Genomic DNA, 24509 nt, shown 5'->3' on the forward strand with positions numbered 1-24509 from the left:
CCTTGCCGCCGGATATCTCACTGGTTCTCAAAAAAGACCGATCCGACAAAGCCCGCAAACAGCCACGGTGCGTGCGCCATGGCCCTGCCGTGATCGCCAGCGCAGCGCGCCTTTGTTCAAAGCCAGGGAACAGCCAATGGTACACATCATCCCTCTCTCCGTGGCTAAACGGCGGCGCGATGCCGATGCCTCGCCGGTGAGCGCAGCGGCGCAGCCGCTCGACAGCTACTGGCAGGAGGTTGCCGAGCACTACGAGCGGCTCATGGCGCAGCAGCAGGCCTTCGACACCGAGATCGCCGCGCGCAAGCTGGATGGCGAGATCGCAAAGGCCGAGGCCGACGCAGTTGCCAATGCGCCGGCAGATGGAGCCGGCCTGCACCAAGGCATGTATGGCGAGGTCGACCCGCACACGGGGCGCGTCTTGCAAACGGGTCGGTTCGACACCCTGTTCAAGGGCTTCCTGAGCCAGATGCCGCCCGAGCTGCACCCCGGCCTCAGCGCTCGCAAGGAGACGCTGCGCACCGAGGGTGCTTGGCGGATGGCGGCGCAGCAGCTGCAACGCCGCAAAGACTATGAGCGGGCCCAAGTCGACACGGCGCTGCGAACCAACGCCATCGCCATCGGCAAGGCGCACCCCGACGACCACGTGACCTTCGAGGCGGCCAGGCAGGACGGGCTCGATCTCATCGACAAGATGGGGGTCGATCCTGGTATCAGGCAGCAACTGGCCAAGGACTGGCACAGCACCGCCGCCAAGGCGCGGTTCGAGGCGCTGATTTCCAGGGACCCGAAGCGCGCGCTGGCGATATTTGGCGTTGGCACGCCGGCCGCCGGCAGTGGGGCTATGGGCGACAGCGCGCAGGCTGCGGGCAACTCCTTTGTGGAAGGCCCAAGGATGGCGCCCGGGAAAGAAGGCCGCGTCGGCACGCAGACTCCGGACGAACGCATAGCGCAGGCATTCAGGGACGATCTTCCCCAGGAGGAACAGGATGTCCTGGCCTTAAAGGCAAAGGTCGCCAAGTTCTCGCAGGACATCCAGACGCGCATTGCCATCGGTCGCGCCGAGGCGGAAGCGCCGGACCAGTTCGCACGCACGGGCGCCTACTCCGGCGGAATACCGGGCAAGGATGCCTACCGGATCATCTATGGCCTCGATGAGGGCGACAGGCGCCGGCGGGTTCTCGAATGGCGAGCCGGGGTCGGAAAGAAAAACTTTGACATGGGTACCATGTCGAACCAGGCGATCGATGCCGCTGTTGTCAGCGCTGAGCCGGGGCCGAACGCTTCACCTGAGGACCAGGAGCGCTATGAGATCACCGACGCCGCGGCAAAGCTGGTGCGGGAGAGGCGGCGGGTCGGTGCCGGTGGCTACGTCAGCGGATTGTCTCAAAAGACCTTCGAGGGCTGGGAAGCCGTGTTTGGCAGCGGGGCTTCGAATCCGGGGAACTATGATCCGAACCTTTACGATCAGACGATAGCCTTGTCTGTCGCTCTGCAAAAAGTATTGGGCATCGAAGATGAAAATCTTCAGCCAATAACGTTTTCCTACCTGCTCGAGCTTGCCGAACAGCGCGACAGCGGAAGCGCGTACTTGATGGACCGCTACGCCAAGGCGAGCGAGTTGTTTGCGCGCACCAAAGATCCTGTCGCGCGGGCAGCTTTGGTCCGGGAATTGGATGAAGCCGGCCTGGGCGGCATACTCCCCGGCGGCAAGCCTGGCCTTTCAGCGGGCGAGGTGTTTCGAGCTGACGCCAAGGCGCTTGGCAAGGCGGGTGCAAATGCCGGGATATTCGCGGGCAAATTGACGAAGGGAGTTGGCTACGGGCTTTCCTTCGGATCAATCGACCCTCCCGATTTCAGCCAAGGCTACTACGAGCCTGCAAATCCCACCGAGAAAGTGATGATGCGTCAGGGAGGTGACGCATTCGGCTGGGCGATACCGGTGCCCGGATTTGGCCGAGCCGCCGAGAAAGGCATACCGCGAGCAGTTGAGTCTATGAGCGCTATCGCGGCCGAGCGAGCCGAAGGCCTCGTCGCCAAGCGGCCGGGCGAGTTAGCTGACGAAGGCGAGGCGCTTGTTGGTGGCGTGGACGCCGAAACGCTCCGATACCAGCAGGGGCTGGCCAGCTTCGCTTTCCAATCGGTCCCCAAATCCGACCGCGCATTTGACAATGCAATGCTAGGCGCAATGCTCGCCCGGGATCCAGACAAGGTCAGATACTCCGGCGCAAAACTAGGCGTTGCCGAGTCAGAGGATTACCGCAAGATTTTTTACGCCAGAAATCCGAAATTAAAGAGCAGTGATAGCGTTGTTCAACATGCTGGCGAGAGGCAGGTTGTCGAGAGAGATCCAAGAATTACAAATATAAAAGAAATAAATTCATACGAAAATCTTCGAGGAATCCCAAAAAAACGAGATAGAAACCTACACAAAAAGGTAATCAGGTTTAAATGGGATGAATTCTATAAACGCAACCCCATTTCACGCGCGAGCAATGGCTTGATAAAATTACAGAAATCGACAAGAAATATGGCCATCTGTTCGACCCGCCGATAGGTGAATAATGCGATATTTTGATATCAGGCCGGATGTGGCTGGTGGGCTGGGTAACCATACGGTTTTAGACACCGACGTTCACCCACCAGTCGTCCACAAGCTGCACTATGAGGTAGAAGGATGGTTCGGCGACGCGCTTGTCACAACCTTTCCATGCTTTCTTGTAACGAATGAAGCAAAGGAGGCGTTGCTGAAGATGGGGATATCTGGTGCTGATTTTTCCGATGCTGAGGTGACAGAGTCGGAGGAATTTCATGAGTTGCAGCCTGGGCAGGAACTGCCACATTTCGTCTGGTTAAAAGTGGACGGGCAAGCAGGTCGCGACGATTTTGGCATCGCTTCGAATTACGATCTCGTCATATCAGAGCGAGTCCTTGATTTGTTTGAAAGACTAGGAATTCCCTCTGCGGTGATTGAGCCTTTTGGCGAAAGAGACTCATGACGAGGGCCGATGCAATGAATAAGTCACCCTAATCCACCAGAGTTGCCAATCTGGGTCACTCATTCCACTTCTCGGAATATATAGGTGAGAAATGGATTACTATTATATAGAGCCTTTTGCCGCTGGTGATTTTGGCAAAAATACTCTCCTCGACAATCGCGTTCACCCGCCATTGTCCACAAGTTCCACTACGAGATTGACGTTTGGATAGGTGACGTCCTCATAACAAGCTTCCCCTGCTATCTTGTCACCGAGGAAGCCAAGCGGGAACCTTTGGAGATAGGTGTTTCGGGCGTGGCTTTTGCAGATGTTGAGGTGACCGCCTCGGTGCGCTGGGCTAGACGAAGGTCGCAAGGGAGTTAGCCATGGAGACCGCCAAACCAGACTTAGGCAGCGTTATCCGTCTGCCTCCGGCCGACATCAGCACCGCCGATGACGATCTTGATGCCGCCCGAATCGAGGCACGGCAGTATCTCGAATTTTACACCTGGGTCTTATCCATCAAAGGCGAATATTTCGGATATGGCGCGAAAGGAATAATCTACATTTTCCTGTTCGAGATAGAGCCGCGACCGGATGTGAACCAATGGATCTGGGTGATCGTTGGCGATGTGCCGCCGACATATATCCCTGCCGACGACGCCAGGACGCCTTTCGAGGCTCTCGATGGCTATATCGGTGCCCTTGAGGACTGGGTCGAGGGAGCGCGACAAGGAAAGTCGGTGGCGAAATTGATACCAGTCAATGTAGACGCAAATCCCGCCAACGCCGAAATGCTGGCTGGCCGCCTCAAATTTCTCGATGAGAAAATCTTGCCGGAGCTTAAAAGGTAATTCTGACGATTGAGGATGCCGGTAGCAGGTGAGGGGCCAGCCCCTCAGAGGATCGCGCCGCCCCTCATCCGCCCTTCGGGCACCTTCTCCCCGTGAACGGGGAGAAGGTGGAGCCATTCCTCAATAATCGTTATTGTAATACCGGTCGTCGCAAGGCGCCGTGTAGATGCGGCCGTAGCGATCCTGGTAGCGGCAGAGCTGTTCGCCGCGGCGCTGCGGCGTGGTCGACTGGCCGATAACGGCGCCGAGCAAGGCGCCGCCGGCGGCGCCGATCACGGTGCTCTTGGTGTTGCCGCCCAGCGCCTGGCCGGCGAGCGCGCCGACACCGCCGCCGATAAGCGCGCCGTTGGTTGCCCTCTGCTGCTGTTCGGTCTGCGTCGCGCAGCCTGCCAGAGCGGCAGTCATGAGCACGGCGGCAATGGCTTGTCTGATGATCATCCTGGAACTCCTTTGAAGCCCCAAACGCGGATTGGGGCGAATGGTTGCCAGTAGCTGTCGCATTGCGGCCAAACGGCGGCGCGCCCGCTCACGAAATGAGACGTGGTTTCTCGGGCCTTGAAGACAATGGTTGCCAAAGCGGAAACGCCTTGCGCGAACAGGGCGATAGCGCCCCGGTTTGAATCGATACGCCAGCGCTGATCCGGCGCTTTTTGAATAACGTCCTTCCAGCAATTTCCCGAATAGAAATGGAGATACCAATGACCCGAGGTCTTCCCCGGACGCTGTCGCGCGCCGCCGCCCGCGAGGCCGGATCTGCCCCGCCCAAATTCGGCCTCAAGGCCGTCACCACGGGGCAGGGCGGCTCGTACCGCACCGTCTTCACCCTTGCCGGCATGCAGGTGCCGGTCGCCGACGCGCTGGCCTATGCCAGCCAGAAACTGCTCGATTTCGCCGACGGCAAGGTGCGCATCAAGGGCGGCACGGCCAGACTGCAATTTGCGGTACTGACCACCCGCGCGGCGACCATCAACGACAATGCGGCGCTGACCTGGTCGCTGGGCTCTGTGGCGGCATCGAGTGCGACGCTGGCCGGCGCCATGGTCAATGTGCTGGCTTCGACGGCCCGCACACTGGATGGCCTGGGCGCCGCGCTGTCGACGGCCTCGACCGCGGATGTCGCGGCAGCCGCCACGCTGGACGGCACGGTGACGCCGGTAGACCTCTATCTCAACCTGGCGTTTGCGACCGGCACGGATATGGACGCCGATGGCACGCTGGCGGTGACGGGCACGATCACGCTGCTGTGGGAGAACTGGGGCGATAACGCGTAGGCGGTGATACAGCCAATCTCCCCACCTGTGGGGGAGATGCCCGGCAGGGCAGAGGGGGGCGCTGTCCCGCCGGCCTGTCCTGTCGATTTTACACTTGCGTTATTCGGAGAGGCTTCGGCTGACGAAGTGCCCGAACGCTGGCGTTCCTTCGCGCCCCCCTCTGTCCTGCCGGACATCTCCCCCACAGGTGGGGAGATTGGCAGCTTCGCCGCCGGCTCCTTCTAACAACAATCAAAGGAATCCACTCATGACAGATCTGGAAGATTCCGGGTCCGTGGCGGCGCGTGCGCAGCCGGCGGGCAACCCAGTACGGCCACCGGCAGGTGCGGATAACGGGTCCGCCGCGCCTGGCGCCAAAAGTTGGTTGACGGTCTTTCCGAAGGCAACCGCAAGCTCGCTGAAGCCAAGGGCTGGACCAAGGCCGAAAACCTCGATCGGGTTTTCAATTCCTATGCGGAACTGGAGCGACAGCAGGGTGAGAGCCTGCGCGTTCCAGCACCCGACGCATCCCCGGAAGACTGGCAGAAATTTCATGCCCGGCTGCCCGAGACCATGCGCCCGCTGACATCGCCCGACAAGGTCGAGTACAGGCGGCCCGACGGCCTGCCGGAAAACTTCGCCTATTCGGACGAGCTTGCCCAGGCGTCCAAGGCCTGGGCGGTCGAGGCCGGCGCCACGCCGAAGGTGGCGCAGGCCTATCACGACCGCTTCGTCGGCTACATGGCCGAGCAGGCCGCGCGCCAGGACGTCGCGCTCGCCCGCTCGGTCGAAGCCACGCATGACGATCTCGTGCGCGACTGGGGACCGACCGACAGCGACGGCTTTCGCCAGAAGCTGGAGGTCGCCAACCGGGCGATGAAGAAGCTCGGACTGGTCGACGCCTATAAGGCCAAGGGCATCCTTCTCCCGGACGGCGCATTGACCGATCCGCAGATCGCCAAGGCGTTCCATGCCGTCGGCGAGGCGATGTTCAGGGAAGACACGATCGACGGCGGCGCGGCTTTGAGCGGCGGCAATCCGTTCAAGCGCAACGCCGCCGGTGACCGCAACATTTCGGCCATTTCAGCCCTTGTCAAAAGCGACCCCGCCCGCGCCCGGCGGCTGGCACGCGAGGCCGGTGAAAACCCGGACCTCTGGATGCCCAACAATCCCCTTTAGTCCTCCAAAGCTTGCCGCCACATTAAACCTCAAAGGAAGTGAAAAATGGCAGACGCCTATACCCGTATCGCGGACGCGATCGTTCCGTCCGTTTATGCCCAGTACTCGTTCGAGGAGCATGTCCAGTCGCTGGAAATCTTCCAGGCCGGCATCCTGTTCAACGACCCGGCCATCACCGCCAAGCTGTCGATGGGCGGCCGCTCGGTCGACATGCCCGGCTGGAAGGATCTCGGCAACGATCCGTCCGAACCGGTCAATGACGATCCGGCCGATTCCATCGAAATGAAGAAGATCGGCGCCCGCCGCGAGGTCGCCGCCCGCAATGTTCGCGCCCAGGCCTGGGGCGTTCCGGACCTGACCTCGATCCTGGCCGGCGACGATCCGCAGAAGCTGATCGTCAAGCGGCAGACCGAGTAGATGGCCGACTATCAGGCCAAGGCGTATCAGCAGCAGGCGCAGGCGGATGCTCAAGCCGCCGCCTTCGAGCAAGGCCAGGAGCGCCACAAGCAGGACCTGCTGCAGGCGCAGGCGCGCGCCCAGGCCGGCGCGTCCGGCGTCGGCATAGCCGGCTCGCCGACCGAGGTGCTGGCGGCGAATGCCAGGCAGGGCCAGGCGGATCTCGGCGCGCTGCTGTACGGCTCGAAGCTGCGCCAGAACAATCTCAACAGCCAAGCCGCCATCTCGCGCTTCCAGGGCAAGCAGGCGGTGACGGCGTCAATCTTCAACGCCGGCAGCGCGCTCGTTGGCGGCCTCTCCAAAATCTACGACCCGACGAAAGCGGCAGCGTCAAGCGCTGCGGCCGCCGCTGTGCCGGGCCGCTCCGTGATCTTCGGCAGTGCGGCCCTCAGGGCTCCGTGGGCGGGGAACACCTAGATGGTACACATCATCCCCCTTTCCGTCGGCCAGCGCCGGCTCGATACCGGCAACGCCGTGCAATATCCCCAGGGGTCGCCGATCGGCGGCGCCATGCAAGGTTTCGGCGACCACCTTTCCGCTCTTGCCGAACGCTACCAGCAGATGAAGGACCAGCAGGACGCGTTCGACGCCGAGCTGGCGCGTCGCGGCTTCGACGCGCGGATCGCGCAGGCCGAAGATGAAGTGGCGGCGAACGCGCCGGCGGATGGCGCAGGCATGCATGAAGCCATGTATGGCGAGGTCGACCTGCGCGCCGGCCGGGTGGTGAAACCAGGCCTGTACGATACGCTGTTCGACGATGCGAAACGGACGATGCCCGAAAGCCAGCGCGCCGCTTTCGCAGGCCAGAAGGAAAACAAGCGCGTCGTTGGCGCATACCGCATGGCGCTGCGGCAAAAGACCAAACGCGACGACTACGAGAAGGCCACCGTCGACACGACGCTGACGACCAATGCCATCGCCATCGCAAAAGGCGACCCGAACGACACCGCGACCTTCGAGGCGATCCGGCAGAGCGGGCTCGACCTGATCGCCAAGATCGGCAACCCGCTTGCCAGGCAAGCGGCGGAAGCCGCCTGGCGCACCAACTCGGCCAAGGCGCTGGTTCAGGCGATGATCGCCACGGACCCGAAGCGCGCTGCTGAAATGCTGGGGGCGGTGCCGGTGGGAGGGCGGGTACGAAATGATACGGCGGCCGTAGGCGGCTCGAATGTTTCAGGTGAATCCAATGCGACCGCGGTGACGCAGGAACAGTCGGGCAAACTATCGCTGGACGAAAGCAGGGCACAGGCTAGCGGAACTGCTGCGGGTAGTGTGCTGAGAGTTCTGCAAATTCGCTGAGAGGGGCGGTCATGGCAGGCTGGTGATTGTTCACGTCACCTGATTCCCGCGAAGGAACGCCACCATGACCAAGACTGAAGTTAAGACCGCCAGCGCTGCCGTCAAAGACATTTTGCTTTCGAACCCGGATGGATTGCACGAAGTGCTCCGTGCGGTGATGCAGGAGGTGCTTGAGGCCGAGATGGACGAGGCGCTGGGTGCCTCGAAGAGCGAGCGCACGCCCGAACGGCTTGGCTATCGCTCGGGCTATTACGGCCGTACCCTTGTGACGCGGGTCGGCAAGCTCGAGCTGCGGGTTCCGCAGGACCGGGCCGGGCGCTTCTCCACCGAGCTGTTCGAGCGCTACCAGCGTTCCGAGCGGGCCTTGGTGGCGACACTGGCCGAAATGTATGTGCAGGGCGTGTCGACCCGCAAGGTGAAGGCGATCACGGAAGAACTGTGCGGCCATGCGTTCTCGGCTTCGTCGATCTCGGCCATCAACAAGCGGCTGGACGAGAGCCTCGCTGCCTTTGCCAGGCGCCCCCTTCAAGAGCCGTTTCCTTACCTCATCCTCGATGCGCGCTACGAGAAGGTGCGTGAAGCCGGTGTTGTCATGAGCCAGGCGGTGCTGATCGCGGTCGGTATCGACTGGGACGGAAGGCGCCAGATCCTGGCCGTGGAGATGGCCAATCGCGAGAGCCGCTCGGCCTGGAGGGACTTCCTCGTCGGCCTCAAGGCGCGCGGCCTCAAGGGCGTCGAGTTGGTTGTGTCCGACGATCACGCCGGCCTGGTGGCAGCGATCGGCGAGGTGATCCCCGAAGCCGCCTGGCAACGCTGCTACGTGCACTTCCTCAGGAACGCGCTCGATCATCTGCCGAGGAAGCACGGCGACGACTGCCTGCAGGAATTGCGCTGGCTCTACGACCGGCGCGATCTCGCAGAGGCCAGGGCTGATCTTGCCGCATGGCTTGCCAAATGGTCGGCACGCTATCCGCGCCTGACAGGCTGGGCCGAGGATGCCATCGAACAAACCCTGACCTTCTTCAGGCTGCCGAGACAGCACCACAAGCATCTCAAATCCACCAACATGCTGGAGCGGCTCAACGAGGAAATCCGCCGGCGCACCTATGTCGTGCGCATCTTCCCGAACGCCGAAAGCTGCCTGCGCCTGGTCAGGGCGTTGGCCGTCGAAACCAACGAAAACTGGATGGAGGCCAACCGATACATCAACATGGACGACCTGCGCGAGCACAAGAAGCTCGCTCTGCGCCAAGCCGCATGACCAGCATCATGGCCGCCCCTTTTTGCAGAACTTGACGCACACAACCCTGCTGCGCCGAATGGCGAAGCGGATATTCCACTGGAAGCTATCACCTACCTTAAGTCCAGCGATATTGCCACACTGAAGAATGAGGCGAACTCCGCCACCGCGGCTCGATTGATCGACGGGCATGCGAGGGTGCGGCTTGCCGAGCAAAACGCGCCCGCTGTCATCGCCTTCACAGGCAATTACCCGGAAGAGGAAGAGCCAGCCGCTCAGGATTTCGTCAGTACCTACGGCGCCACAGACGGGCAGACGCGTTTCGATGAGTTCAGGGCGACGGTTGATGCCGCCAACTCATTTCACAATTTCTACCGCGCATCGAACCGCGAGATACATGCCGAGCTTCGTGATTTCGAACCCGGCCCGAAGGGTACGCCAGAAGAGCACAAACGCTACGACATAAGGGCCGGCGCCGCCGAGATGATCATGGCCGCCCGCCGCGGGGATCCCGTGGCCTATGTCACCCAACTGTTCCCCGGCGAAGCTCCGGACTGGAGCAAGGTTTCAACGCCACAGGATTTCCAGAAAGCGGTGACCTGGGCCAGGGCCGCTCAAGAGCAGATGGGCTTCGACACGAGACTGCCGCTGCCCTGGGCTGTAGCTGACCAGTGGGCTGCGAAATACATCGACCCAAGTTTGCCATTCAACACCCGTCTCGCGGAGTTGAGTTCGATTGTCCTCGCAGTTCGCGATCCGGAAGCGCGCGAGGCAGTAGCCAAACAAATCTTGCTGGCAGCGGAAGCCCGGTGGCGAGCCAAGGCCGCCCAAGATCCGACCATGACGCCGGAGGTATTGGAACTCCAACTTGCAGCGCTGAAGAATGGTCTGACGTGGATTGGGGAAAATCCGGCTCAGGCCCAGTACAGCACCATGTCGACGTTTCGGCAGTTCGGCATGGCATTCGGGGATATCGGCCGGACCATAGCCAAGGGCGCAACCGCTGGCGGCGCGGACGCAATCGTCGCCAAGCTCGCATCCTCGGCGTCAGGTGAAAGCTATCAGAACCGTCTGGCTTTCGAACAGGAGCAGACGGAGGATGCCGAGGACCGGGCCAGTTCCGCCGGCTGGGTGGCAGAGGGTCTTGGTGCCGGCCTGTCAGGATACGGCGCTGCGGTCGGTGTGTACGGTTTGCTAGGTCGGGCAGGGATTGGCGCGGCAGCGGAGGGCGGGTTGACCGGTCTAGGCGTCCGAACCGGTGTAGGCGCTGCGACTGGCGGTGCTTATGGCGGAGCATATGCCTACAATGTCGGCGAGAGTGTTCCCCGCGGTGTTCTCAACGGCGCGCTTTGGGGGGCCGGCGGCAATGTTCTTGCCGAAGGACTAAGTGCGATTGGCAGCCAAGTGGTGGCTCGGCTTGCGAAACGCGCGGCAGTTGCTAAGCCCACGACCGTCCCAGATAATGATCCAACCCCGGTTCCTCCTGTCAAAGCGGAAGAGATTCCTATCTCAACCGACCAGGCACCCGAAATAAGGAGGCCCTATGCACATTTGGAAGATCCTCCTAACGTTGCGCCTGGCAAGAAGCCAACGAAGAAGCAAATAGCGACTCTTCATAAAGAAAATATCAGGATGAACGGTGGGGTTTTACGATCAGATGAGAGTGGAATAGACATAATTCCGGCAAAGCAAAGTAAGAGGGGCGTGACTCCTCCGATAAATGAAGCTCACGTCGATCATATAGATCCAATCCATCCTCGTGATATTACGAAGATCCCCGGGTCAAATAGTTATAAGAATCTTCGTCTCATTGCCGGCTTTGAAAATGTCGAAAAGTCAAATAAATAGGTGCGACATGGAAAAGTGGAAGTTTGCGGATCCAAAAAATCTAGCCGTTGTCTCGACTCGCAAGATATTTAGGGGCGGCGGCTGGATTGCATACGCGTCACATGATGCTGACGACGAGTCGTGGCAGTTCTACGGAAATGAAGCTGAAGTCGATCAGAACGACTTGATTTTGGTAGGCTTGGTTGAGGTGGTGGAGCTTGATGAAACAGTTGCACAGCTGGCGGATTTGCCATTGGGCTGGCATGCTTGGCGCGATGCAAAAACCTCGCCATGGAAGCGAGCCAAAATGCCTGACGAGGTTCCAGGGTCGACGCTGAGTTAGTTCCATCATCCCGAATGGGATAGGTTCGAATGGGACGGATTTTATAATTTGAAGCTCAACGCGTGAGTGAAGGCGCGGGAGAGAAATGAACAACGCAATTCCGGACCTGTCCACCGTTGTAAGGTTGCCTCCAGCCAATGTCGGCACCGGTGAAAGCGAACTTGACTCTGCCCGCGTCGAGGCTCGCGAACACCTCGAATTCTTCGATTGGGTTTTGTCCATCAAGGGCGAGTATCTCGGCTACGGCGCCGAAGGCATCATATCTTTCTGTTCGAGATCGAGCCTGGAAGGCCGGACATACCAGGATGGACTTGGGTGATCGTCGGCGATGTGCCAACGACATATAACCCGGCTGACGACACCAAAACCCCTTTCGAGACTCTGGATGGCTACATCGGTGCGCTTGAAGATTGGGTTGAGGCCGCGCGTCAGGGAAAATCCGTGGCGAAGTTGATACCAGTCAATGTCGATGCGACTCCTGCCAATGCCGAGATGCTGGCAAGTCGCCTCGAGTTCCTCGATGAGAGGATTCTGCCGTTGCTTCAAGGGTGATGCCAAGAAGCGTGCAGCGACGACTTGTCGGCCAGCCCGTGGATGTGCATGAAATTAAGCCAGTGAAGTTTGGCGGGAGTCCGACCGATCCGTCCAACAAGGTCAATCTGCCCCGAGAAGTTCATCAGCAGCAGGTTACGCCCTGGTGGAACAAATTACTAAAAGACATTGGAGAATAGCAGTGGGATATGCACTAACTAAGGGACGTTTCGACCCACCGGCTCAAGCTGCAGTTGTCGATGGCCTGCCCGCAAGCCTGGGAGTGACGTTGCCGAAGGATTACGCCAATTTCCTTAGGGAGCATAATGGAGGTGAAGGCTTCATCGGCGACAGCTATATAATTTTTTTCAAGGCTGAAGAGTTGGTAGACTTCAATCGAGAATATGAGGTTGAGAAATACGCACCAGGCATCCTCTTGTTTGCGTCGAATGGAGGAGGGGAAGCCTATGGCTTCGACACCCACGATGTGGAAATGCCGATCGTGCGCATCCCATTCATATTTATGGAACGGCAATCCGCCGAGACGATAGCGCGTGACCTCGCCGGTCTATTTGCTGCGTTGGAGGACTTGAAATGAGCGTCCAAGGTACAGATTCGCGTTCCAAAGGCATGGAATTGTTCGAGATCAAACCGGTAGCGGTTGGCGGCGATCCAGTTAGCATGGAGAACAAGATCTGGTTGACCAGGCAAGAGCATTTTCAAGTGGTGCGCTTTTGGAATCGAACTATCGAAGTTCAGCGTAAGGCGGCACTGGAAAAGGCGGGACGAAACGGGGAATAGAGTGCAAGGAGCACGAGCCATGACCAGCGTCGGACGATCATTTGCAAATCCACCGAACCGCCGGCGCAAGCAACTCGTCCCTAGACCTCAACATGATCCTGGTACCGTCTTCCAGAAGGTTCTGCATCCGAATGGCAAGGGAGGGTTTTCTCGATGGGGAAAGTAGGTAGGCTGATAGAGATAGTCGAAAGGCTGTCGGAGTTTGACGAGTACGACACGATTTATGCGTCGGAGCCTTGGACCGAGGATTCCGATGCGATGGTTGCTACCGGGCTGGACACGGGAAGATCGCCACCGGAGGCCGTCGAAGCCGGTTTGGAATATTTTCTTGAGATACATATCTGTCGAGAAGTCATCGAGGGTTGGCTTGCCTCAATAAAAGAAAAACCTAGCCTAGCGGGGGGTTTGTCAAAGGATTATCGAATACGCCATCAATGACGCGTAGGAGAGATAGAGTGGAACATAACCCGCGCTATGACGGAAAGCCGCTGCTTAAACTATTGGAATTTTAGTTTTGTGGGTAATTGGTGAGCTGCCCGAAGAGGTGGATAAATCCTTGAAGGCGATAGCTCCCAAACTGCACACTCTCTATGGCGGCGATGGACAGTGGCAGGGCGCAATCGCCGCATCTGTTCATTTTTCCGAGGAAATACCGGCGGAAATCCGGGGTCTATGGGCGAGGAACCTCGAAATCGCTCGCGACAACGACGTAACGCTTTCGCCTCAGAAATTTGCCGAGATGTTCGTAGATGAAAATTTCGAGAATGAGGGATTACGGTGACAGCGTATTTTCTAGAGGTCCGCACCAGTGCGAGGTAGAGCGAAAGCTCTAACAGGCTGCTGCAAAAGTCGCATTTGGCTTTGTTTTATGATTCACTTTCGTCTGACAACGGGAGTGATTTGCGATGCGGGGTCGTAGTGAAGGACCGGGAAGCCTTTTCAGCTATGTTCCGTTAGAGAAGCGCATCCCGTTGGATCATCCTCTGCGGGCGATCCGGCAGTTGTGCGATGAAGTGCTTGGTCGTCTGGATGGTCGCTTCGAGGCGCTCTATTCGGGCATGGGCCGGCCGTCGATCCCACCGGAGATGTTGCTGCGGGCGACACTGCTGCAAGCGTTCTTCTCGGTTCGTTCGGAACGGCAACTGATGGAGCAGATTGATTACAATCTGCTGTTCCGCTGGTTCGTTGGCCTGCCGCTTGACGCGCCGGCGTGGCATGCGACGGTTTTCACCCACAATCGCGACCGGCTGCTTGAAGCCGATGTGGCGCGAGAGTTTTTGGGTGAACTGATGGGCCTCAAGCGGGTGAGCAAGCTTCTGTCGAGCGAGCATTTTTCGGTGGACGGCACGCTGATCGATGCCTGGGCTTCGATGAAGAGCTTCCGCCCGAAGGATGGGTTCGGGCGATCCGCCAGGGCCAGGGCGCAATGGCGAGCGCAACTTCCGCAAGGAGAAGCGCTCGAATCAGACACATGCCTCCACGACCGATCCCGACGCCCGGCTCTACCGCAAGGCGGACGGCCATCCGAGCCGCCTGTGCTTCATGGGCCATGTGCTGATGGAGAACCGCAACGGGCTGGCGGTCGATGCAACGTTGACGCACGCCACCGGCAAGGCCGAGCGGGAAGCCACGCTTGTCATGCTCGACCGGCGGCAAGGCAAACATCGCATCACGCTGGGCGCCGACAAGGCCTATGACGTCATGGATTTCGTTGGCGACCTGCGCCAGCGCCAAGTCACTCCGCACATCGCCATACAAGGCACGGTCTCAAGCGCGGGCACGGTGCGCAAGACCGCTATCGACGGGCGCACCACGCGCCATGCCGGCTATGTGATCAGCCAGCGCATCCGCAAACGCATCGAGGAGATATTCGGCTGGGTGAAGAAGCCGGGCGGATTGGCCAAAACCAAATTGCGAGGGCAGCCAAGAGTGGAGGCCGTCTTCACCTTTGCGGTCATCGCCTACAATCTGGTTCGCATCCCAAAGCTCCTGAAAGGGCAGATCGCATAACCGTCAGCAGAAAGGACCGCAACTCGCGCAGCAAGCTCAGCTGCAACCCGCCGCGAAAATCGCGCAGACAACAGAAAACTTCCGTCAAAAATATCGAGATCAGCAACGATCAGACTTTTGCAGCAGCCTGCTAAAGCTGACAAATTGAAAAGAGTGCACTGTCACCGTAATTCCGAAGCATTGAGACGCATAATTCAGCTGGACAGCCTGATCGTGGGCGTTGGAGGAACTGCCGGGTTATACTTGTCCAGCGGACAAAGTGGCTCCAGTATGGACGGACCCGTTGAGAAGAACAGCAATGTCTATTAGATTCGCTGCGCTGGCGCCCACTTACATCTGAAGGGCTGGCCAGCGGTCACTTTGGAAATCGCATGGGACGGCGGCCTTGGCTGGCCGCAATGAACATGGGCAGGAAGATACTTCTCGGTGGAACCGTTTCCTATGACGACGACATCGAACTGAACACGCGCGGCAACACCCGACCATAGCCTGGTTGTGGCGGCTGGAGACATGTGATCCTTCGGAAAGGCCAGAGCTACTGGCCAAATACGAAGAATGGAATCAACTCCATGAAGAGAAAAAGCGGAATGCCAAGGGTTGGGAACACCGCAGCTTTTTCCCCTTGCTGGACGTTGATGACATCGGTCGCACAGTCATGCAGAGGGCGACGCCGAGGCAATGGCGCTGAGGATCGAGCTTGGGCTGCCGGCTGAACCGGAGAAAGTGCCGACCGAAGAAGAGCGTATTCTGGCCGAGGCCGGAGATGGCTACATGACGCCTGCGCAGCGCAAGCGGCTGCGCTACCTGCGCAAGCACCCTGAGGAGGGGTGATGCGCCGCGTCTAACTCTTCGGCCTTCGTCACAGCGCTGATCGTCGCGCACCAAATTGGAACTTCTTTCAAGCCTCGTTTTCGCGAGGCTTTTTTCATGGAGCAAGCCTTATGGCCCGACCTGCAACTGCCGCCGTTCGTCTGTTGACCGGCGAACGCGAACCCGTGCGCCTGGCGACGACGGGCAACATCACCCTTTACGGCCTGCAGACCATCGACGGCGTGCCGGCCGAGGTCGGCGACCGCGTGCTGGTCAAGAACCAGACCGATGCCCGCGACAACGGCATTTATACCGCCAGCGAAGGCCAATGGTTCCGTGCCGCCGATGCCCGCACCAGCCGCACCATGCAGAAGGGCACGACGGTGCATGTTCAGCAGGGCGCGGTCTCGGCCGACTTCGTCTATGTTTTCGAAACGCTCGATCCGGTGATCGGCACCGACGCGGTCACGATCGCCTTTTACCTGTCGGAGGACACGCTGGGCGATGCGGTGGGCGCGGCCAGCGCTGCTGCCGCCAGTGCCGCTGCGGCGCTCACCTCGAAGAACGCTGCCGCCACCAGCGCCACCAATGCCGGCACCTCGGCCGGCGCCGCCGCGGGTTCGGCCACGGCCGCCGCCGGCTCCGCCACAACAGCCGCGACCAGCGCCACCAATGCAGGCAATTCGGCAACGGCGGCTTCCGGCTCGGCATCGGGCGCGGCGACCAGCGCCACCAACGCAGGCAACTCGGCTACAGCTGCAGCCGGTTCGGCGAGCGCTGCCTCGGGCTCGGCAACCGCGGCTTCCACCTCAGCCACCAATGCCGCGACCTCCGCTTCCAATGCGGCGGCCAGCGCTGCGGCGGCATTAACCTCGGTGGCGGCGCTCGGCTACACCTTTTCCACGACCACAGCCGACGCCGATCCGGGCAATGGCACCTTGCGGCTGAACAATGCGAGCGCTGCCTTGGTGACCGCGGCCTATATCGACAATCTCGACGCCGGCGGCTCCACGGTGAGTGGCATCCTCGATGGCTTTGACGACAGCACGAACCCCATCAAGGGCCAGTTGACCCTGCGCTCGAAAGCCTCCACCGCTATCTACTCTGTCTATAATGTCAGTGGCGCAGTTGTGGATGGTAGCGGCTACCGCAAACTGACGCTCGCCTATGTCAGTGGCGCCGGCACTTTGCCGACGACGGCCAACGGCATCTGGCTGATGTTCGACCGGGCCGGCGACAGAGGCGCCGACGGGACGGGAGTAGGAGATTTTTTGGGGCCTGCGTCTTCGGCAACCGACAATATTGTCACTTTCGCGGGCACGACGGGCAAGGTGGGGAAGGATAGTGGGATCGCGGTGAGGCCAGCCCGACATTTACCGGGACGCCAACGGGGCCGACCGCAGCGCCTGGAACGAATACCACGCAATTGGCTACAACGGGGTTCGTCAAGGCTGGATTTGATCTGAAACCTGATAGCCGACCCAACCTTGGTGTCGTCGCGCAGACGATCACCGATTGGAACAACGCCCTGGACAATGGCTGGTATATGGCCTCGGCGGCGGCTAATGCGCCAGACGGCGTAAATTGGTTCCTGGGGTTTGTGGAAGCGCACGGAAGCACTGGCTACCGGACGCAGATGGTGCATGATTTCGTCAACGACACTACGGCGGCAGACCAAAAGCTATGGCGGCGCAGGCAGGCTGGCGGTGCCTGGGGAGGATGGATCAAGCTGCAATGGTCGCAGGCCGAACAGGATGCACGCTATGTCCAGTCGTCCACGGCGTTGCTTCAGAAGTTTTATGAAAGCCCGCAACAGACCATCACATCCGGCGGGTCGCTGACGTTGGCTCATGGGCTGGGGGTGAAGCCGAAGCTCTATGCGGCCTTCATTCAATGTACTACGGTTAATTCGGGGTATTCGGTTGGTGACGAGATACCCATTAACCCATCTCTCAATACAACTGATGCGACCGCTCAAGCTATTAGCATCGTGCCAGATGCGACCAATTTGAATGTGCGGATTGGTAATGCTGCTGGCGCACTTAAAGTCCTTAACAAGGCTGGAACAGGTTTTAACGACATAACGAACGCTAGCTGGAAACTCGTTGTGAGAGCGTGGGCCTAGCTTGCGAAATGTGAGCAACGGTCTAAACGTTGGAACATGCATATTACTATTGCAGTGCAAGGCAAAATTCCCTGTCGAGGCTATGGCGGCACCCAGCGGCAAATCGATTGGCTCGCCAGCGCACTCGCATCTCTCGGACATGAAATCACACTCATTGCCGGAGTGGGCTCCACCCATCCGCGTTGCGAGGTCCGGCAGGCCGCGTCAGTAGTGGAATGTCTGGGGGCGATCCCTATCAATACTGACATCGTGCATTTCAACGGCTGGTACGATGTAGAAAGCCCATATCGTGCGCTTTACACTCTGCACGGCTATGTTCCAAACGCCCCGAGGAAGGGGCAAAATTACAGCTTCGTCAGCGCCAGTCACGCGCATCATCATGATCGAGAAACGTTTGTTTACAACGGCTTCCCTGTGGATGCCTACCGGCTGGCAGATCGGAAAGGTGAGCGGCTGTTGTTTTTGGGCGGTATCGCGAGGGCCGGGAAGGGCCTCAACCGGGCCGTCGATCTGGCGAAGAAATTTAACTTCGCTCTCGATATTGCGGGTGGCTCGAGGTGGAAGTTGCTCGGGCGCAGCCAAACCCGGAAAGAGTCTCTGTTCTTCAAGAGCTTATCGCCGCGCTACCGCTTCCACGGCACTGTCGATGGCGAGGAAAAGCTCCGATTGCTCGGCGAGGCGTACGCCTTCCTTAACCCGATCTCCTGGGCAGAGCCGTTCGGCATGGCGGCGGTCGAAGCAATGCTGTGCGGAACGCCTGTGCTGACCACTCCGTGCGGTGCGCTTGCCGAAACGGTCGATGCAGACAGCGGGCGTTTCTTCGAAACCGATGACGAGTTTGCTCACGGTCTCAATGAGATCAACAGCATTTCCGCGCGAACATGCCGTGAATCGGCAGCCGAAAGATTTCCGATCCAGAAAGCCGCAACGGCCTATCTGGAACTCTATAAACGCATCCTTGACGGCGAAGTGCTTCCGTGAGCCCGCTTTAGCCGCTCCATCCAAAATTCCTCTCCCGTGAGGAAGCGTTATAGCTGGCCAACCGACATGCCGTCGGCACAGTCAGGATCAACAGGACACTCGTCTCCTGTGCGTGATCTGTGACTGGCTAAAGTCTCCGAGCTAAATTCCACAATCTCCTGAGGTTACCCATGGACCGCAACTTCGCGCGGGCGCTTGCGCTCGTCCTCAAATCGGAAGGCGGCTGGTCCGACAATCCGGCCGATCGCGGCGGCGCAACCATGAAGGGCGTGACGCTGGCCAATTTCCGCCGCTACGTGAAGGCGGATGCGACGAAGGACGACCTTCGCCATATCACGGATGCTCAGGTGGCGACGGTCTATCGCCGCTTCTATTGGGATGCCGCTGCGGGCGCCGAGCTTCCCGGCGGTGTCGACTATGCCGTCTTCGACTTCGCCGTGAACAGTGGGCCGGGCAGGGCGGCTAAATATCTGCAGGCGGCAGTTGGCACCGCACAGGACGGCAGGATCGGCCCGCCCACGCTCAAAGCTGTCGGCGCCAGGCCACCGGGCGCAGTCATCGACGATCTTTGCGATGCCCGCCTGGCATTCCTGCGGCGGCTGCCCACCTGGCCGGTTTTCGGCAAGGGTTGGAGCGATCGCATCCGGTCGGTCCGTTCCCAGGCGCTGTTGATGTTGGCCCCACCTTCGCCGGGCCCCCGGCCCAGCCACCAGCGCTCTCGCCGAAGCCCGGCAGTGCGATGCCGGTGTCTACCGGCGGGCCGATCAGCCCCGTCGAACGCCTGCGATTCTGGCGTGCGCTGCTTCAAATCCTGAAATCAATTTCGCAAGGAGTTCGACATGATCGCCGTCTTCATCCGCATCGGCTTGCGTTACGGCGCCGGTGTTCTGGTCGCGCGTGGCCTGCTCGGCGCCGACGACGCGGCGGCATTTTCTTCCGACCCCGACATTCAAGCTGGTCTGGAGATCGCCGCCGGTCTCGCCATCGCCTCGGTCACCGAGACCTGGCACTGGCTGGCCCGCAAATCCGGCTGGGAGCACTGACATGGAAGGGTTTCAACAACTGCTCATCGCCTATCTCGAAGCCGCGAAACCCTATGCTATCGGCTTTGCCGCCGGGCTTGTCGCCGGGTGGCTGCTGTGAGCGCGCTCCTCGCCGTCCTGCTTGGCAACAAAGCGCTGCTGGGCTTCCTGGCATCGGTCATCGCCGCCCTTTGCTGGGGCGCTCACCAGCGGCTGGCCGGCGCCAGGGCCGAGCGCGGCAAACTGGCGGCCGCTGAGGCCGCGGCGCGTGCGGTCGCTGAGCAGGTGCAGAACGACGTCGGCGCATTGCCGGCGGACGCTGTTCAAAGGAGCTGAAATCATGGGCAAGGGACTGATGCTTGCGCTGCTTGTGGCGCTTGCCGGGTGCACGACTGCTTCGGGCGGCTTCTGCGCGATTTCGAGCCCGCTGCGCCTGTCGGCCGAAGCCGTCGACGTCCTGTCGGACGCCGAGGCGAGAGCGCTCTTGGCGCACAACCGCAAGGGACAAAAGCTCTGCGGATGGAGGCCTTAGCCGATGCACGACCTCTTCGACATGCTCGGCATCAAGGGACCGGTCGTCGCCGCCGGGCTAGCCGGCGGCGTGCTGCGAGCACTGTCGCGCCATCGCTACAAGCTGCGCGAGATGATTGCCTCGCCGATCTGCGGGGCGCTGGCGGCTGCGTATCTGACGCTGCCTGCCGTCGCCTGGTTCAGGGCAACCGGCATGCCTATCCCCGATCCGGCCGACGACACCACGACGCTCGCCGCCGCCTTTTTGATCGGCGTCTCGGCCATGTGGATTTCCGACATCGTCTTCGAGGTCATCGTGCGGCGGTTCGGCTCGGCCGGCAACGAGTGATGCACTTGAGATGCTGGAAGAAGCCAGCGACAATGCCTACCTAAGGAGCAATCCAATGGAGGTATGATATGGCGACGTCCACCGAACGTGCAGTCCTTGCCGGCGGCTGTTTCTGGGGCATGCAGGATTTGATCCGGCGCTATTCCGGCGTGATCTCTACCCGCGTCGGCTATAGCGGTGGCGATGTGCCCAACGCCACGTATCGCAACCACGGCAGCCATGCCGAAGCCATCGAGATCGTTTTCGATCCGGCCAGGATCAGCTTTCGCACATTGCTCGAATCCTTTTTCCAGATCCACGATCCGACCACCAGGAACCGCCAGGGCAACGATGTCGGAATGAGCTATCGCTCGGCGATCTTCTACACCAGCGACGAGCAGAAGCGCGTCGCCGAAGACACCATCGCCGATGTCGATGCCTCTGGACTGTGGCCGAGCAAGGTCGTCACCGAGCTTGCGCCGGTGGGCGATTTCTGGGAGGCGGAGCCAGAGCATCAGGACTATCTCGAGAAATACCCCAACGGCTATACCTGCCACTTTGTCAGGCCGGGCTGGAAGCTTCCGGTCCGCGAAAAGGCTGTTTCGTAACGCAGCCGCTATCGTCTGCTTATCTGGCGGTCGAACTATTCTTCCGCGCGATCGGTATGCCGGCCGCCTTGTTGAGGTGGCCGTGCTCGGGCTGCCCATAGATGAACGCGCCGTGGACGGGTTTGCCGTCGACCTCAGAGCCTGAGAACGCGACGGCCTCGATCTTCTTTGTTCCGGTCAGGCTCTGGTTTCGAAGATAGGCGAAGGTTCGCACCGCTTCTCCGACAATTCGATCGAGAAACGGTTTTGGCCGCCTCCCGGGCCGTCGCACGAGGCTTGGAAAGCGCTCTCGTCCCGAAACAAAATGGTGCTGTGCGCAAAGCGCCGGCATGATCTGATAGATTCGGTTGAGCGAGTAGGTCATGAATCCTGGGTGAAAAAGAACGAAGTCGACCTCTCCTCTCAGATGCATGGTCCTGCGCAGCAATCTTTGCGCTGCCGATCTGGAGATGACATAGCCTGCGGCGCCCGCGTGCAGGCCATAAAGTCTGGCAAGCGAAAACCCATCATCGAGAGCGACTTCCTTGCGTCCGACCCTCACTTTGGCAAAATGCGTTTCCAGCTTGATCACATCGGCATCGCGCGGCACCCATCGATCGGACGCAAGCAGCGAGCCGGCGCCCGCGCCGAAAACGACGTCGTCCTCGAAAACCGCGCCATATTGATCCGCGCCGTTCGCAACGATCTCCCAACACGAGCGGTGGCTCAGGAAACAGCAAACCTCAGCAGCGCTTAGCGGGCTTTTGGCGACAGAGCAGCAATCGGGGCAATCGATGGCGGAGACACGCTCAAATGGTACTCCGATCCGGCCGAACTCGGACGCGACATGCGCCAGCCGATCGCGAGAACGATCAAGATTGATCACCAGACACCTCATCAGCGCCCCCTTGTCCGGTGATCAGTGAATATCACGTTCCCGTTATTGCACAAAATTTGCTTACGTGCGGGGCAGTGGGTAGCGGCGTACGGTGCCGCCGGTTGATTTTGGAGGTTGGGTGGACATTGACGGCGTCCCCCGCGTGGCGCGAGCCTTTACCGTGCGCGCCTAGACGAGTCGCCCTAGAAGCCGAAAAATTGCCGACCGATCATGTATCCGAGCGCGACGACCACAAGGGGAAACAGGGCGGGCGTCAGCCCACCAAGAGCGGAGGTCTTTGGCTGTTGCCTGGAGATGGTCCTGGGTGCATTGCCGAGATTCTTGGTCATCCGGTATAGTAGCAAGCGCTGATTAACGATTCCGTAACCCGATCGAGGCCGCCGCGGCTTTTTGCGTTTCTGGCGCGACCTTGACAATGCCCAGCCCGTGACGCAACTGGGCCGTCTTTGAGAGCATTGTGAGGCAAGGTCAATGCGGGTGACGCTCGTTTTGAAGGGCGTAATACCCTGCCGAGGTTACGGTGGGATTCAGCGTCAGGTCGAATGGCTGGCCACGGAGATGGTTCGTCTCGGACACGAAGTCGTGGTGATCGCTGGCCCTGGCTCCAGCCACCCGCTCTTCGAAGTCCGGCACGCTTCGACCGATGCCGAATGCCGGGCAGCCATTCCGCGCGACACGCAAATCGTCCACACCCATAGTTGGCCCGTCGAGGTGCCATTTCCAACGCTGAATACGCAGCGCGGCTTTATGCCGGACCAGCCCATGCCAGTTGCGAACTGGAGCTTTATCAGCGCCAATCATGCCCGCCAGCATGGGCGCGAGACATTCGTCTACAATGGCTTTCCGGTGGACGCCTATCGTTTGTCGGCTGCAAAGGGCGACCGCCTGCTATTTCTCGCCGGCATTGCACGATCAAGCAAAGGCCTCAACCGCGCCGTCGATCTCGCCAAAAAATTCGATTTCGGTCTCGATATCGCCGGTGGCTCGCGTTGGAAACTGCTGGGCCGAAGTCAGACCCGCCGCGAAGGGTTGTTTTTCAAGAGCCTTGGCAGGCGATACCGTTTCCACGGAATCGTTGACGGCGAGCCGAAGCTTCGCCTTCTCGGCGAAGCGCGAGCCTTCCTCAACCCCATCGCCTGGGAGGAGCCGTTCGGCAACGCACCGGTCGAAGCCATGTTGTGCGGCACTCCGGTGCTGACGACGACGCGAGGCGCATTGCCCGAGACGGTCGATGCCGACAGCGGGCGCTTCTTTGAGACCGATGAAGAATTTGCGGCCGCTTTCGAGGCCGTCGCCGACCTTACGCCTCAGCAATGCCGCGAATCGGCCGCGACGAGATTTCCCATCCAAAAAGCGGCGCGCGGCTATCTGGATCTCTATGCCCGCATCCTTGACGGCGAAGCGCTTCCTTGACGACCGGCGATCCAATCCTCTTCGTCGGCTTCCCCGCGGTCGGCGACTTCGTCCGTTGCCATTCCGCCATCCAGATCATTGCCGCGCGATTTCCTGATCGCCCCATAGATGTCGTCACCTCGCCCGTTGCAGCGCCGCTGGCGCGCCTGATGCCGCATGTCAGGAAGGGCTGGGCGCTTGCCAAGCGTCATCAGCGCCCCGGTTTTGGCGAGCGCAGCCGCCTGGTTGGCGAGTTGCGCAAGGAAAATTACCGTACGGCCTATCTGATGACCAGCAGCACCAAGGCGGCGCTGATGGCGTTCATGGCCGGAATAGAGGAGCGCATCGGCTATCCGCAGGAGTTGCAATTCGGCCTCCTCAATCGCTTCCCCGCCGGCTGGTTGGCCCATCTATGGGCCTTCGGACCCCGCAAGACGCGGCTGTTCGAGGAGGTCTGCTCGATTGCCTCGCTTGGCGAAAAGCCGGCTGCGGGCGCAGAGTGGCCGGCGCCCCGGCTTGTGGTCGATCCGGCCGAACTGGACGAATGGCGCCAGCACAAGAAGATCGATGCCGACCGACCGGCACTGGCGCTCTATACTGCCGACATTGAGAATTTCCGCTCATGGCCCGTCGAGCGCTTCATTTCGATCGCCAGAGACCATCATGATCGCGGCTGGGCAATCTGGATTGTAGGCGGACCGCGCGAGCACGCCGGTGCCGCAAAAATCCGCGCCGCCATTCCTGAGGCAATCGACTTCACCTCGACCCCGTCGATTGCTGACGCGATGTGCCAGATCGCTGCGTCGACCATGTTCCTCGGGGTTGATGGCGGCATTTCCCACGCCGCCGCTGCCCTGAACGTCCCATGCGCGCTCATCTACGGGCTGAATCGCCCCTATGTGCATGGGCCCGTAAACAACCATGTTCGCTTTATCGAACCGCCGCTTTCGACGCCCAGCTGGGTCAAGGACACGCGGGGCATCAGCGAAACTCGGGTGAGCGAGGTTCTGGCTGACCTCTCAGCCGGTATCGCCCAATGGTCTCGCCGGCCCCAGGCGTCTGGTTAAAAACGCCCCGTGGGGGCAACC

The 24509-nt window shown here is 60.3% G+C and carries 30 protein-coding genes and 1 pseudogene; 29 read left to right on the forward strand and 2 right to left on the reverse strand.

The genetic code is table 11. The features are described from left to right. Positions 1 to 136: 136 nt before the first annotated feature. From NLY36_RS28345 to NLY36_RS28355, 3 genes are all read left to right on the forward strand, one after another. Positions 137 to 2557, forward strand: a complete 2421-nt coding sequence (locus tag NLY36_RS28345) for a hypothetical protein (protein ID WP_023735881.1) — start codon at positions 137 to 139, stop codon at positions 2555 to 2557. Positions 2558 to 2564: 7 nt separating this feature from the next. Beyond that, entirely contained in the window at positions 2565 to 2999 is a 435-nt protein-coding gene (locus NLY36_RS28350) for a hypothetical protein (RefSeq protein WP_023735880.1), read from the forward strand. Between the two features lie 365 nt (positions 3000 to 3364). Beyond that, positions 3365 to 3832, forward strand: a complete 468-nt coding sequence (locus NLY36_RS28355; RefSeq protein ID WP_023735879.1) for a hypothetical protein — start codon at positions 3365 to 3367, stop codon at positions 3830 to 3832. Between the two features lie 120 nt (positions 3833 to 3952). Here NLY36_RS28355 and NLY36_RS28360 read toward each other — a convergent pair whose 3' ends face one another. After that, entirely contained in the window at positions 3953 to 4270 is a 318-nt protein-coding gene (locus NLY36_RS28360) for a YMGG-like glycine zipper-containing protein (protein WP_023735878.1), read from the reverse strand. A 260-nt stretch (positions 4271 to 4530) separates the two neighbouring features. Between NLY36_RS28360 and NLY36_RS28365 the strand changes: the two genes are divergently transcribed. The 24 genes and pseudogenes from NLY36_RS28365 (at position 4531) to msrA (ending at position 21152) form a co-directional block, all read left to right on the forward strand. Beyond that, positions 4531 to 5103: a hypothetical protein gene (locus NLY36_RS28365; RefSeq protein ID WP_023735877.1), complete on the forward strand. Its 573-nt coding sequence runs from the start codon at positions 4531 to 4533 to the stop codon at positions 5101 to 5103. Between the two features lie 360 nt (positions 5104 to 5463). Then, complete coding sequence (locus NLY36_RS28370) at positions 5464 to 6261, forward strand: hypothetical protein (RefSeq protein ID WP_023735876.1); 798 nt, start codon at positions 5464 to 5466, stop codon at positions 6259 to 6261. 45 nt (positions 6262 to 6306) lie between these two features. Beyond that, complete coding sequence (locus NLY36_RS28375) at positions 6307 to 6678, forward strand: hypothetical protein (protein WP_023735875.1); 372 nt, start codon at positions 6307 to 6309, stop codon at positions 6676 to 6678. Continuing rightward, positions 6679 to 7134, forward strand: coding sequence for a hypothetical protein (locus NLY36_RS28380; protein ID WP_023735874.1), 456 nt, complete (start codon positions 6679 to 6681; stop codon positions 7132 to 7134). Continuing rightward, positions 7135 to 8016, forward strand: coding sequence for a hypothetical protein (locus NLY36_RS28385; RefSeq protein WP_023735873.1), 882 nt, complete (start codon positions 7135 to 7137; stop codon positions 8014 to 8016). It begins immediately after the preceding gene. A 64-nt stretch (positions 8017 to 8080) separates the two neighbouring features. Further along, entirely contained in the window at positions 8081 to 9277 is a 1197-nt protein-coding gene (locus NLY36_RS28390; protein WP_286439502.1) for an IS256 family transposase, read from the forward strand. Between the two features lie 156 nt (positions 9278 to 9433). Next, the gene (locus NLY36_RS28395; RefSeq protein WP_023735871.1) at positions 9434 to 11104 is read left to right on the forward strand and encodes a hypothetical protein; all 1671 of its coding nucleotides are present in this window, start codon (positions 9434 to 9436) and stop codon (positions 11102 to 11104) included. A gap of 7 nt (positions 11105 to 11111) precedes the next feature. Beyond that, positions 11112 to 11426 carry a hypothetical protein gene (locus tag NLY36_RS28400; protein ID WP_023808301.1) on the forward strand — a complete coding sequence of 105 codons (315 nt, stop codon included), beginning with the start codon at positions 11112 to 11114 and terminating at the stop codon, positions 11424 to 11426. 85 nt (positions 11427 to 11511) lie between these two features. Next, positions 11512 to 11745, forward strand: coding sequence for a hypothetical protein (locus NLY36_RS28405; RefSeq protein WP_023735869.1), 234 nt, complete (start codon positions 11512 to 11514; stop codon positions 11743 to 11745). Then, a complete protein-coding gene (locus tag NLY36_RS28410; protein ID WP_023735868.1) occupies positions 11742 to 11978 on the forward strand; it encodes a hypothetical protein in 237 nt (78 codons plus the stop codon). The genes NLY36_RS28405 and NLY36_RS28410 overlap by 4 nt, the downstream gene beginning before the upstream one ends. A 181-nt stretch (positions 11979 to 12159) precedes the next feature. Then, positions 12160 to 12555, forward strand: a complete 396-nt coding sequence (locus NLY36_RS28415; RefSeq protein WP_023735867.1) for an SMI1/KNR4 family protein — start codon at positions 12160 to 12162, stop codon at positions 12553 to 12555. Then, positions 12552 to 12758 carry a hypothetical protein gene (locus NLY36_RS28420; protein ID WP_023734799.1) on the forward strand — a complete coding sequence of 69 codons (207 nt, stop codon included), beginning with the start codon at positions 12552 to 12554 and terminating at the stop codon, positions 12756 to 12758. The genes NLY36_RS28415 and NLY36_RS28420 overlap by 4 nt, the downstream gene beginning before the upstream one ends. A gap of 514 nt (positions 12759 to 13272) precedes the next feature. Further along, positions 13273 to 13539 carry a hypothetical protein gene (locus tag NLY36_RS28425; RefSeq protein ID WP_023735865.1) on the forward strand — a complete coding sequence of 89 codons (267 nt, stop codon included), beginning with the start codon at positions 13273 to 13275 and terminating at the stop codon, positions 13537 to 13539. Positions 13540 to 13663: 124 nt separating this feature from the next. Then, positions 13664 to 14768, forward strand: a pseudogene (locus NLY36_RS28430) (IS5 family transposase). 678 nt (positions 14769 to 15446) lie between these two features. Further along, positions 15447 to 15599, forward strand: a complete 153-nt coding sequence (locus tag NLY36_RS28435; RefSeq protein WP_023735863.1) for a hypothetical protein — start codon at positions 15447 to 15449, stop codon at positions 15597 to 15599. A gap of 110 nt (positions 15600 to 15709) precedes the next feature. Continuing rightward, positions 15710 to 17044, forward strand: coding sequence for a hypothetical protein (locus NLY36_RS28440; RefSeq protein ID WP_023735862.1), 1335 nt, complete (start codon positions 15710 to 15712; stop codon positions 17042 to 17044). After that, the gene (locus tag NLY36_RS28445) at positions 17005 to 17703 is read left to right on the forward strand and encodes a pyocin knob domain-containing protein (protein ID WP_084026193.1); all 699 of its coding nucleotides are present in this window, start codon (positions 17005 to 17007) and stop codon (positions 17701 to 17703) included. Before NLY36_RS28440 ends, NLY36_RS28445 begins: the two co-directional genes overlap by 40 nt. A gap of 36 nt (positions 17704 to 17739) precedes the next feature. Further along, complete coding sequence (locus tag NLY36_RS28450; protein WP_023723553.1) at positions 17740 to 18684, forward strand: glycosyltransferase; 945 nt, start codon at positions 17740 to 17742, stop codon at positions 18682 to 18684. A gap of 170 nt (positions 18685 to 18854) precedes the next feature. After that, positions 18855 to 19499 carry a glycoside hydrolase family 108 protein gene (locus NLY36_RS28455; protein ID WP_023689877.1) on the forward strand — a complete coding sequence of 215 codons (645 nt, stop codon included), beginning with the start codon at positions 18855 to 18857 and terminating at the stop codon, positions 19497 to 19499. Between the two features lie 24 nt (positions 19500 to 19523). Further along, positions 19524 to 19727, forward strand: coding sequence for a Pam3-gp28 family putative phage holin (locus tag NLY36_RS28460; RefSeq protein ID WP_023689878.1), 204 nt, complete (start codon positions 19524 to 19526; stop codon positions 19725 to 19727). Positions 19728 to 19823: 96 nt separating this feature from the next. After that, positions 19824 to 20042, forward strand: a complete 219-nt coding sequence (locus NLY36_RS28465) for a hypothetical protein (RefSeq protein WP_023697741.1) — start codon at positions 19824 to 19826, stop codon at positions 20040 to 20042. A gap of 4 nt (positions 20043 to 20046) precedes the next feature. Further along, a complete protein-coding gene (locus NLY36_RS28470; RefSeq protein WP_023671459.1) occupies positions 20047 to 20238 on the forward strand; it encodes a hypothetical protein in 192 nt (63 codons plus the stop codon). A gap of 3 nt (positions 20239 to 20241) precedes the next feature. After that, a complete protein-coding gene (locus NLY36_RS28475) occupies positions 20242 to 20565 on the forward strand; it encodes a hypothetical protein (protein ID WP_023689880.1) in 324 nt (107 codons plus the stop codon). A 68-nt stretch (positions 20566 to 20633) separates the two neighbouring features. Then, positions 20634 to 21152, forward strand: a complete 519-nt coding sequence (gene msrA / locus NLY36_RS28480) for a peptide-methionine (S)-S-oxide reductase MsrA (protein WP_023697740.1) — start codon at positions 20634 to 20636, stop codon at positions 21150 to 21152. A gap of 19 nt (positions 21153 to 21171) precedes the next feature. On the opposite strand, the gene NLY36_RS28485 is transcribed toward msrA, so the two are convergent. After that, on the reverse strand, positions 21172 to 22017 hold the full coding sequence (locus NLY36_RS28485) for a glycosyltransferase family 25 protein (RefSeq protein WP_050591502.1): 846 nt from the start codon (positions 22015 to 22017) through the stop codon (positions 21172 to 21174). Positions 22018 to 22500: 483 nt separating this feature from the next. Between NLY36_RS28485 and NLY36_RS28490 the strand changes: the two genes are divergently transcribed. Both NLY36_RS28490 and waaF read left to right on the forward strand, forming a co-directional pair. Beyond that, positions 22501 to 23442, forward strand: coding sequence for a glycosyltransferase (locus NLY36_RS28490; RefSeq protein ID WP_023808296.1), 942 nt, complete (start codon positions 22501 to 22503; stop codon positions 23440 to 23442). Further along, the gene (gene waaF / locus NLY36_RS28495; RefSeq protein WP_023697738.1) at positions 23439 to 24488 is read left to right on the forward strand and encodes a lipopolysaccharide heptosyltransferase II; all 1050 of its coding nucleotides are present in this window, start codon (positions 23439 to 23441) and stop codon (positions 24486 to 24488) included. The genes NLY36_RS28490 and waaF overlap by 4 nt, the downstream gene beginning before the upstream one ends. Positions 24489 to 24509: the final 21 nt, after the last annotated feature.

It is taken from the genome of Mesorhizobium sp. C399B, from assembly GCF_030323185.1.
Taxonomy (GTDB): Bacteria; Pseudomonadota; Alphaproteobacteria; order Rhizobiales; family Rhizobiaceae; genus Mesorhizobium.

Bases quoted from the DNA above. Each gene is read 5' to 3' on its own strand.
- NLY36_RS28435 (WP_023735863.1), top strand. From the start codon at position 15,447: ATGGCGCTGAGGATCGAGCTTGGGCTGCCGGCTGAACCGGAGAAAGTG.
- NLY36_RS28405 (WP_023735869.1), top strand. From the start codon at position 11,512: ATGAACAACGCAATTCCGGACCTGTCCACCGTTGTAAGGTTGCCTCCA.
- NLY36_RS28475 (WP_023689880.1), top strand. From the start codon at position 20,242: ATGCACGACCTCTTCGACATGCTCGGCATCAAGGGACCGGTCGTCGCC.
- msrA (WP_023697740.1), top strand. From the start codon at position 20,634: ATGGCGACGTCCACCGAACGTGCAGTCCTTGCCGGCGGCTGTTTCTGG.
- NLY36_RS28470 (WP_023671459.1), top strand. From the start codon at position 20,047: ATGGGCAAGGGACTGATGCTTGCGCTGCTTGTGGCGCTTGCCGGGTGC.
- NLY36_RS28420 (WP_023734799.1), top strand. From the start codon at position 12,552: ATGAGCGTCCAAGGTACAGATTCGCGTTCCAAAGGCATGGAATTGTTC.
- NLY36_RS28365 (WP_023735877.1), top strand. From the start codon at position 4,531: ATGACCCGAGGTCTTCCCCGGACGCTGTCGCGCGCCGCCGCCCGCGAG.
- NLY36_RS28345 (WP_023735881.1), top strand. From the start codon at position 137: ATGGTACACATCATCCCTCTCTCCGTGGCTAAACGGCGGCGCGATGCC.
- NLY36_RS28450 (WP_023723553.1), top strand. From the start codon at position 17,740: ATGCATATTACTATTGCAGTGCAAGGCAAAATTCCCTGTCGAGGCTAT.
- NLY36_RS28490 (WP_023808296.1), top strand. From the start codon at position 22,501: ATGCGGGTGACGCTCGTTTTGAAGGGCGTAATACCCTGCCGAGGTTAC.
- NLY36_RS28355 (WP_023735879.1), top strand. From the start codon at position 3,365: ATGGAGACCGCCAAACCAGACTTAGGCAGCGTTATCCGTCTGCCTCCG.
- NLY36_RS28360 (WP_023735878.1), bottom strand. From the start codon at position 4,270: ATGATCATCAGACAAGCCATTGCCGCCGTGCTCATGACTGCCGCTCTG.
- NLY36_RS28455 (WP_023689877.1), top strand. From the start codon at position 18,855: ATGGACCGCAACTTCGCGCGGGCGCTTGCGCTCGTCCTCAAATCGGAA.
- NLY36_RS28380 (WP_023735874.1), top strand. From the start codon at position 6,679: ATGGCCGACTATCAGGCCAAGGCGTATCAGCAGCAGGCGCAGGCGGAT.
- NLY36_RS28390 (WP_286439502.1), top strand. From the start codon at position 8,081: ATGACCAAGACTGAAGTTAAGACCGCCAGCGCTGCCGTCAAAGACATT.
- NLY36_RS28460 (WP_023689878.1), top strand. From the start codon at position 19,524: ATGATCGCCGTCTTCATCCGCATCGGCTTGCGTTACGGCGCCGGTGTT.
- NLY36_RS28350 (WP_023735880.1), top strand. From the start codon at position 2,565: ATGCGATATTTTGATATCAGGCCGGATGTGGCTGGTGGGCTGGGTAAC.
- NLY36_RS28385 (WP_023735873.1), top strand. From the start codon at position 7,135: ATGGTACACATCATCCCCCTTTCCGTCGGCCAGCGCCGGCTCGATACC.
- NLY36_RS28400 (WP_023808301.1), top strand. From the start codon at position 11,112: ATGGAAAAGTGGAAGTTTGCGGATCCAAAAAATCTAGCCGTTGTCTCG.
- NLY36_RS28375 (WP_023735875.1), top strand. From the start codon at position 6,307: ATGGCAGACGCCTATACCCGTATCGCGGACGCGATCGTTCCGTCCGTT.
- NLY36_RS28440 (WP_023735862.1), top strand. From the start codon at position 15,710: ATGGCCCGACCTGCAACTGCCGCCGTTCGTCTGTTGACCGGCGAACGC.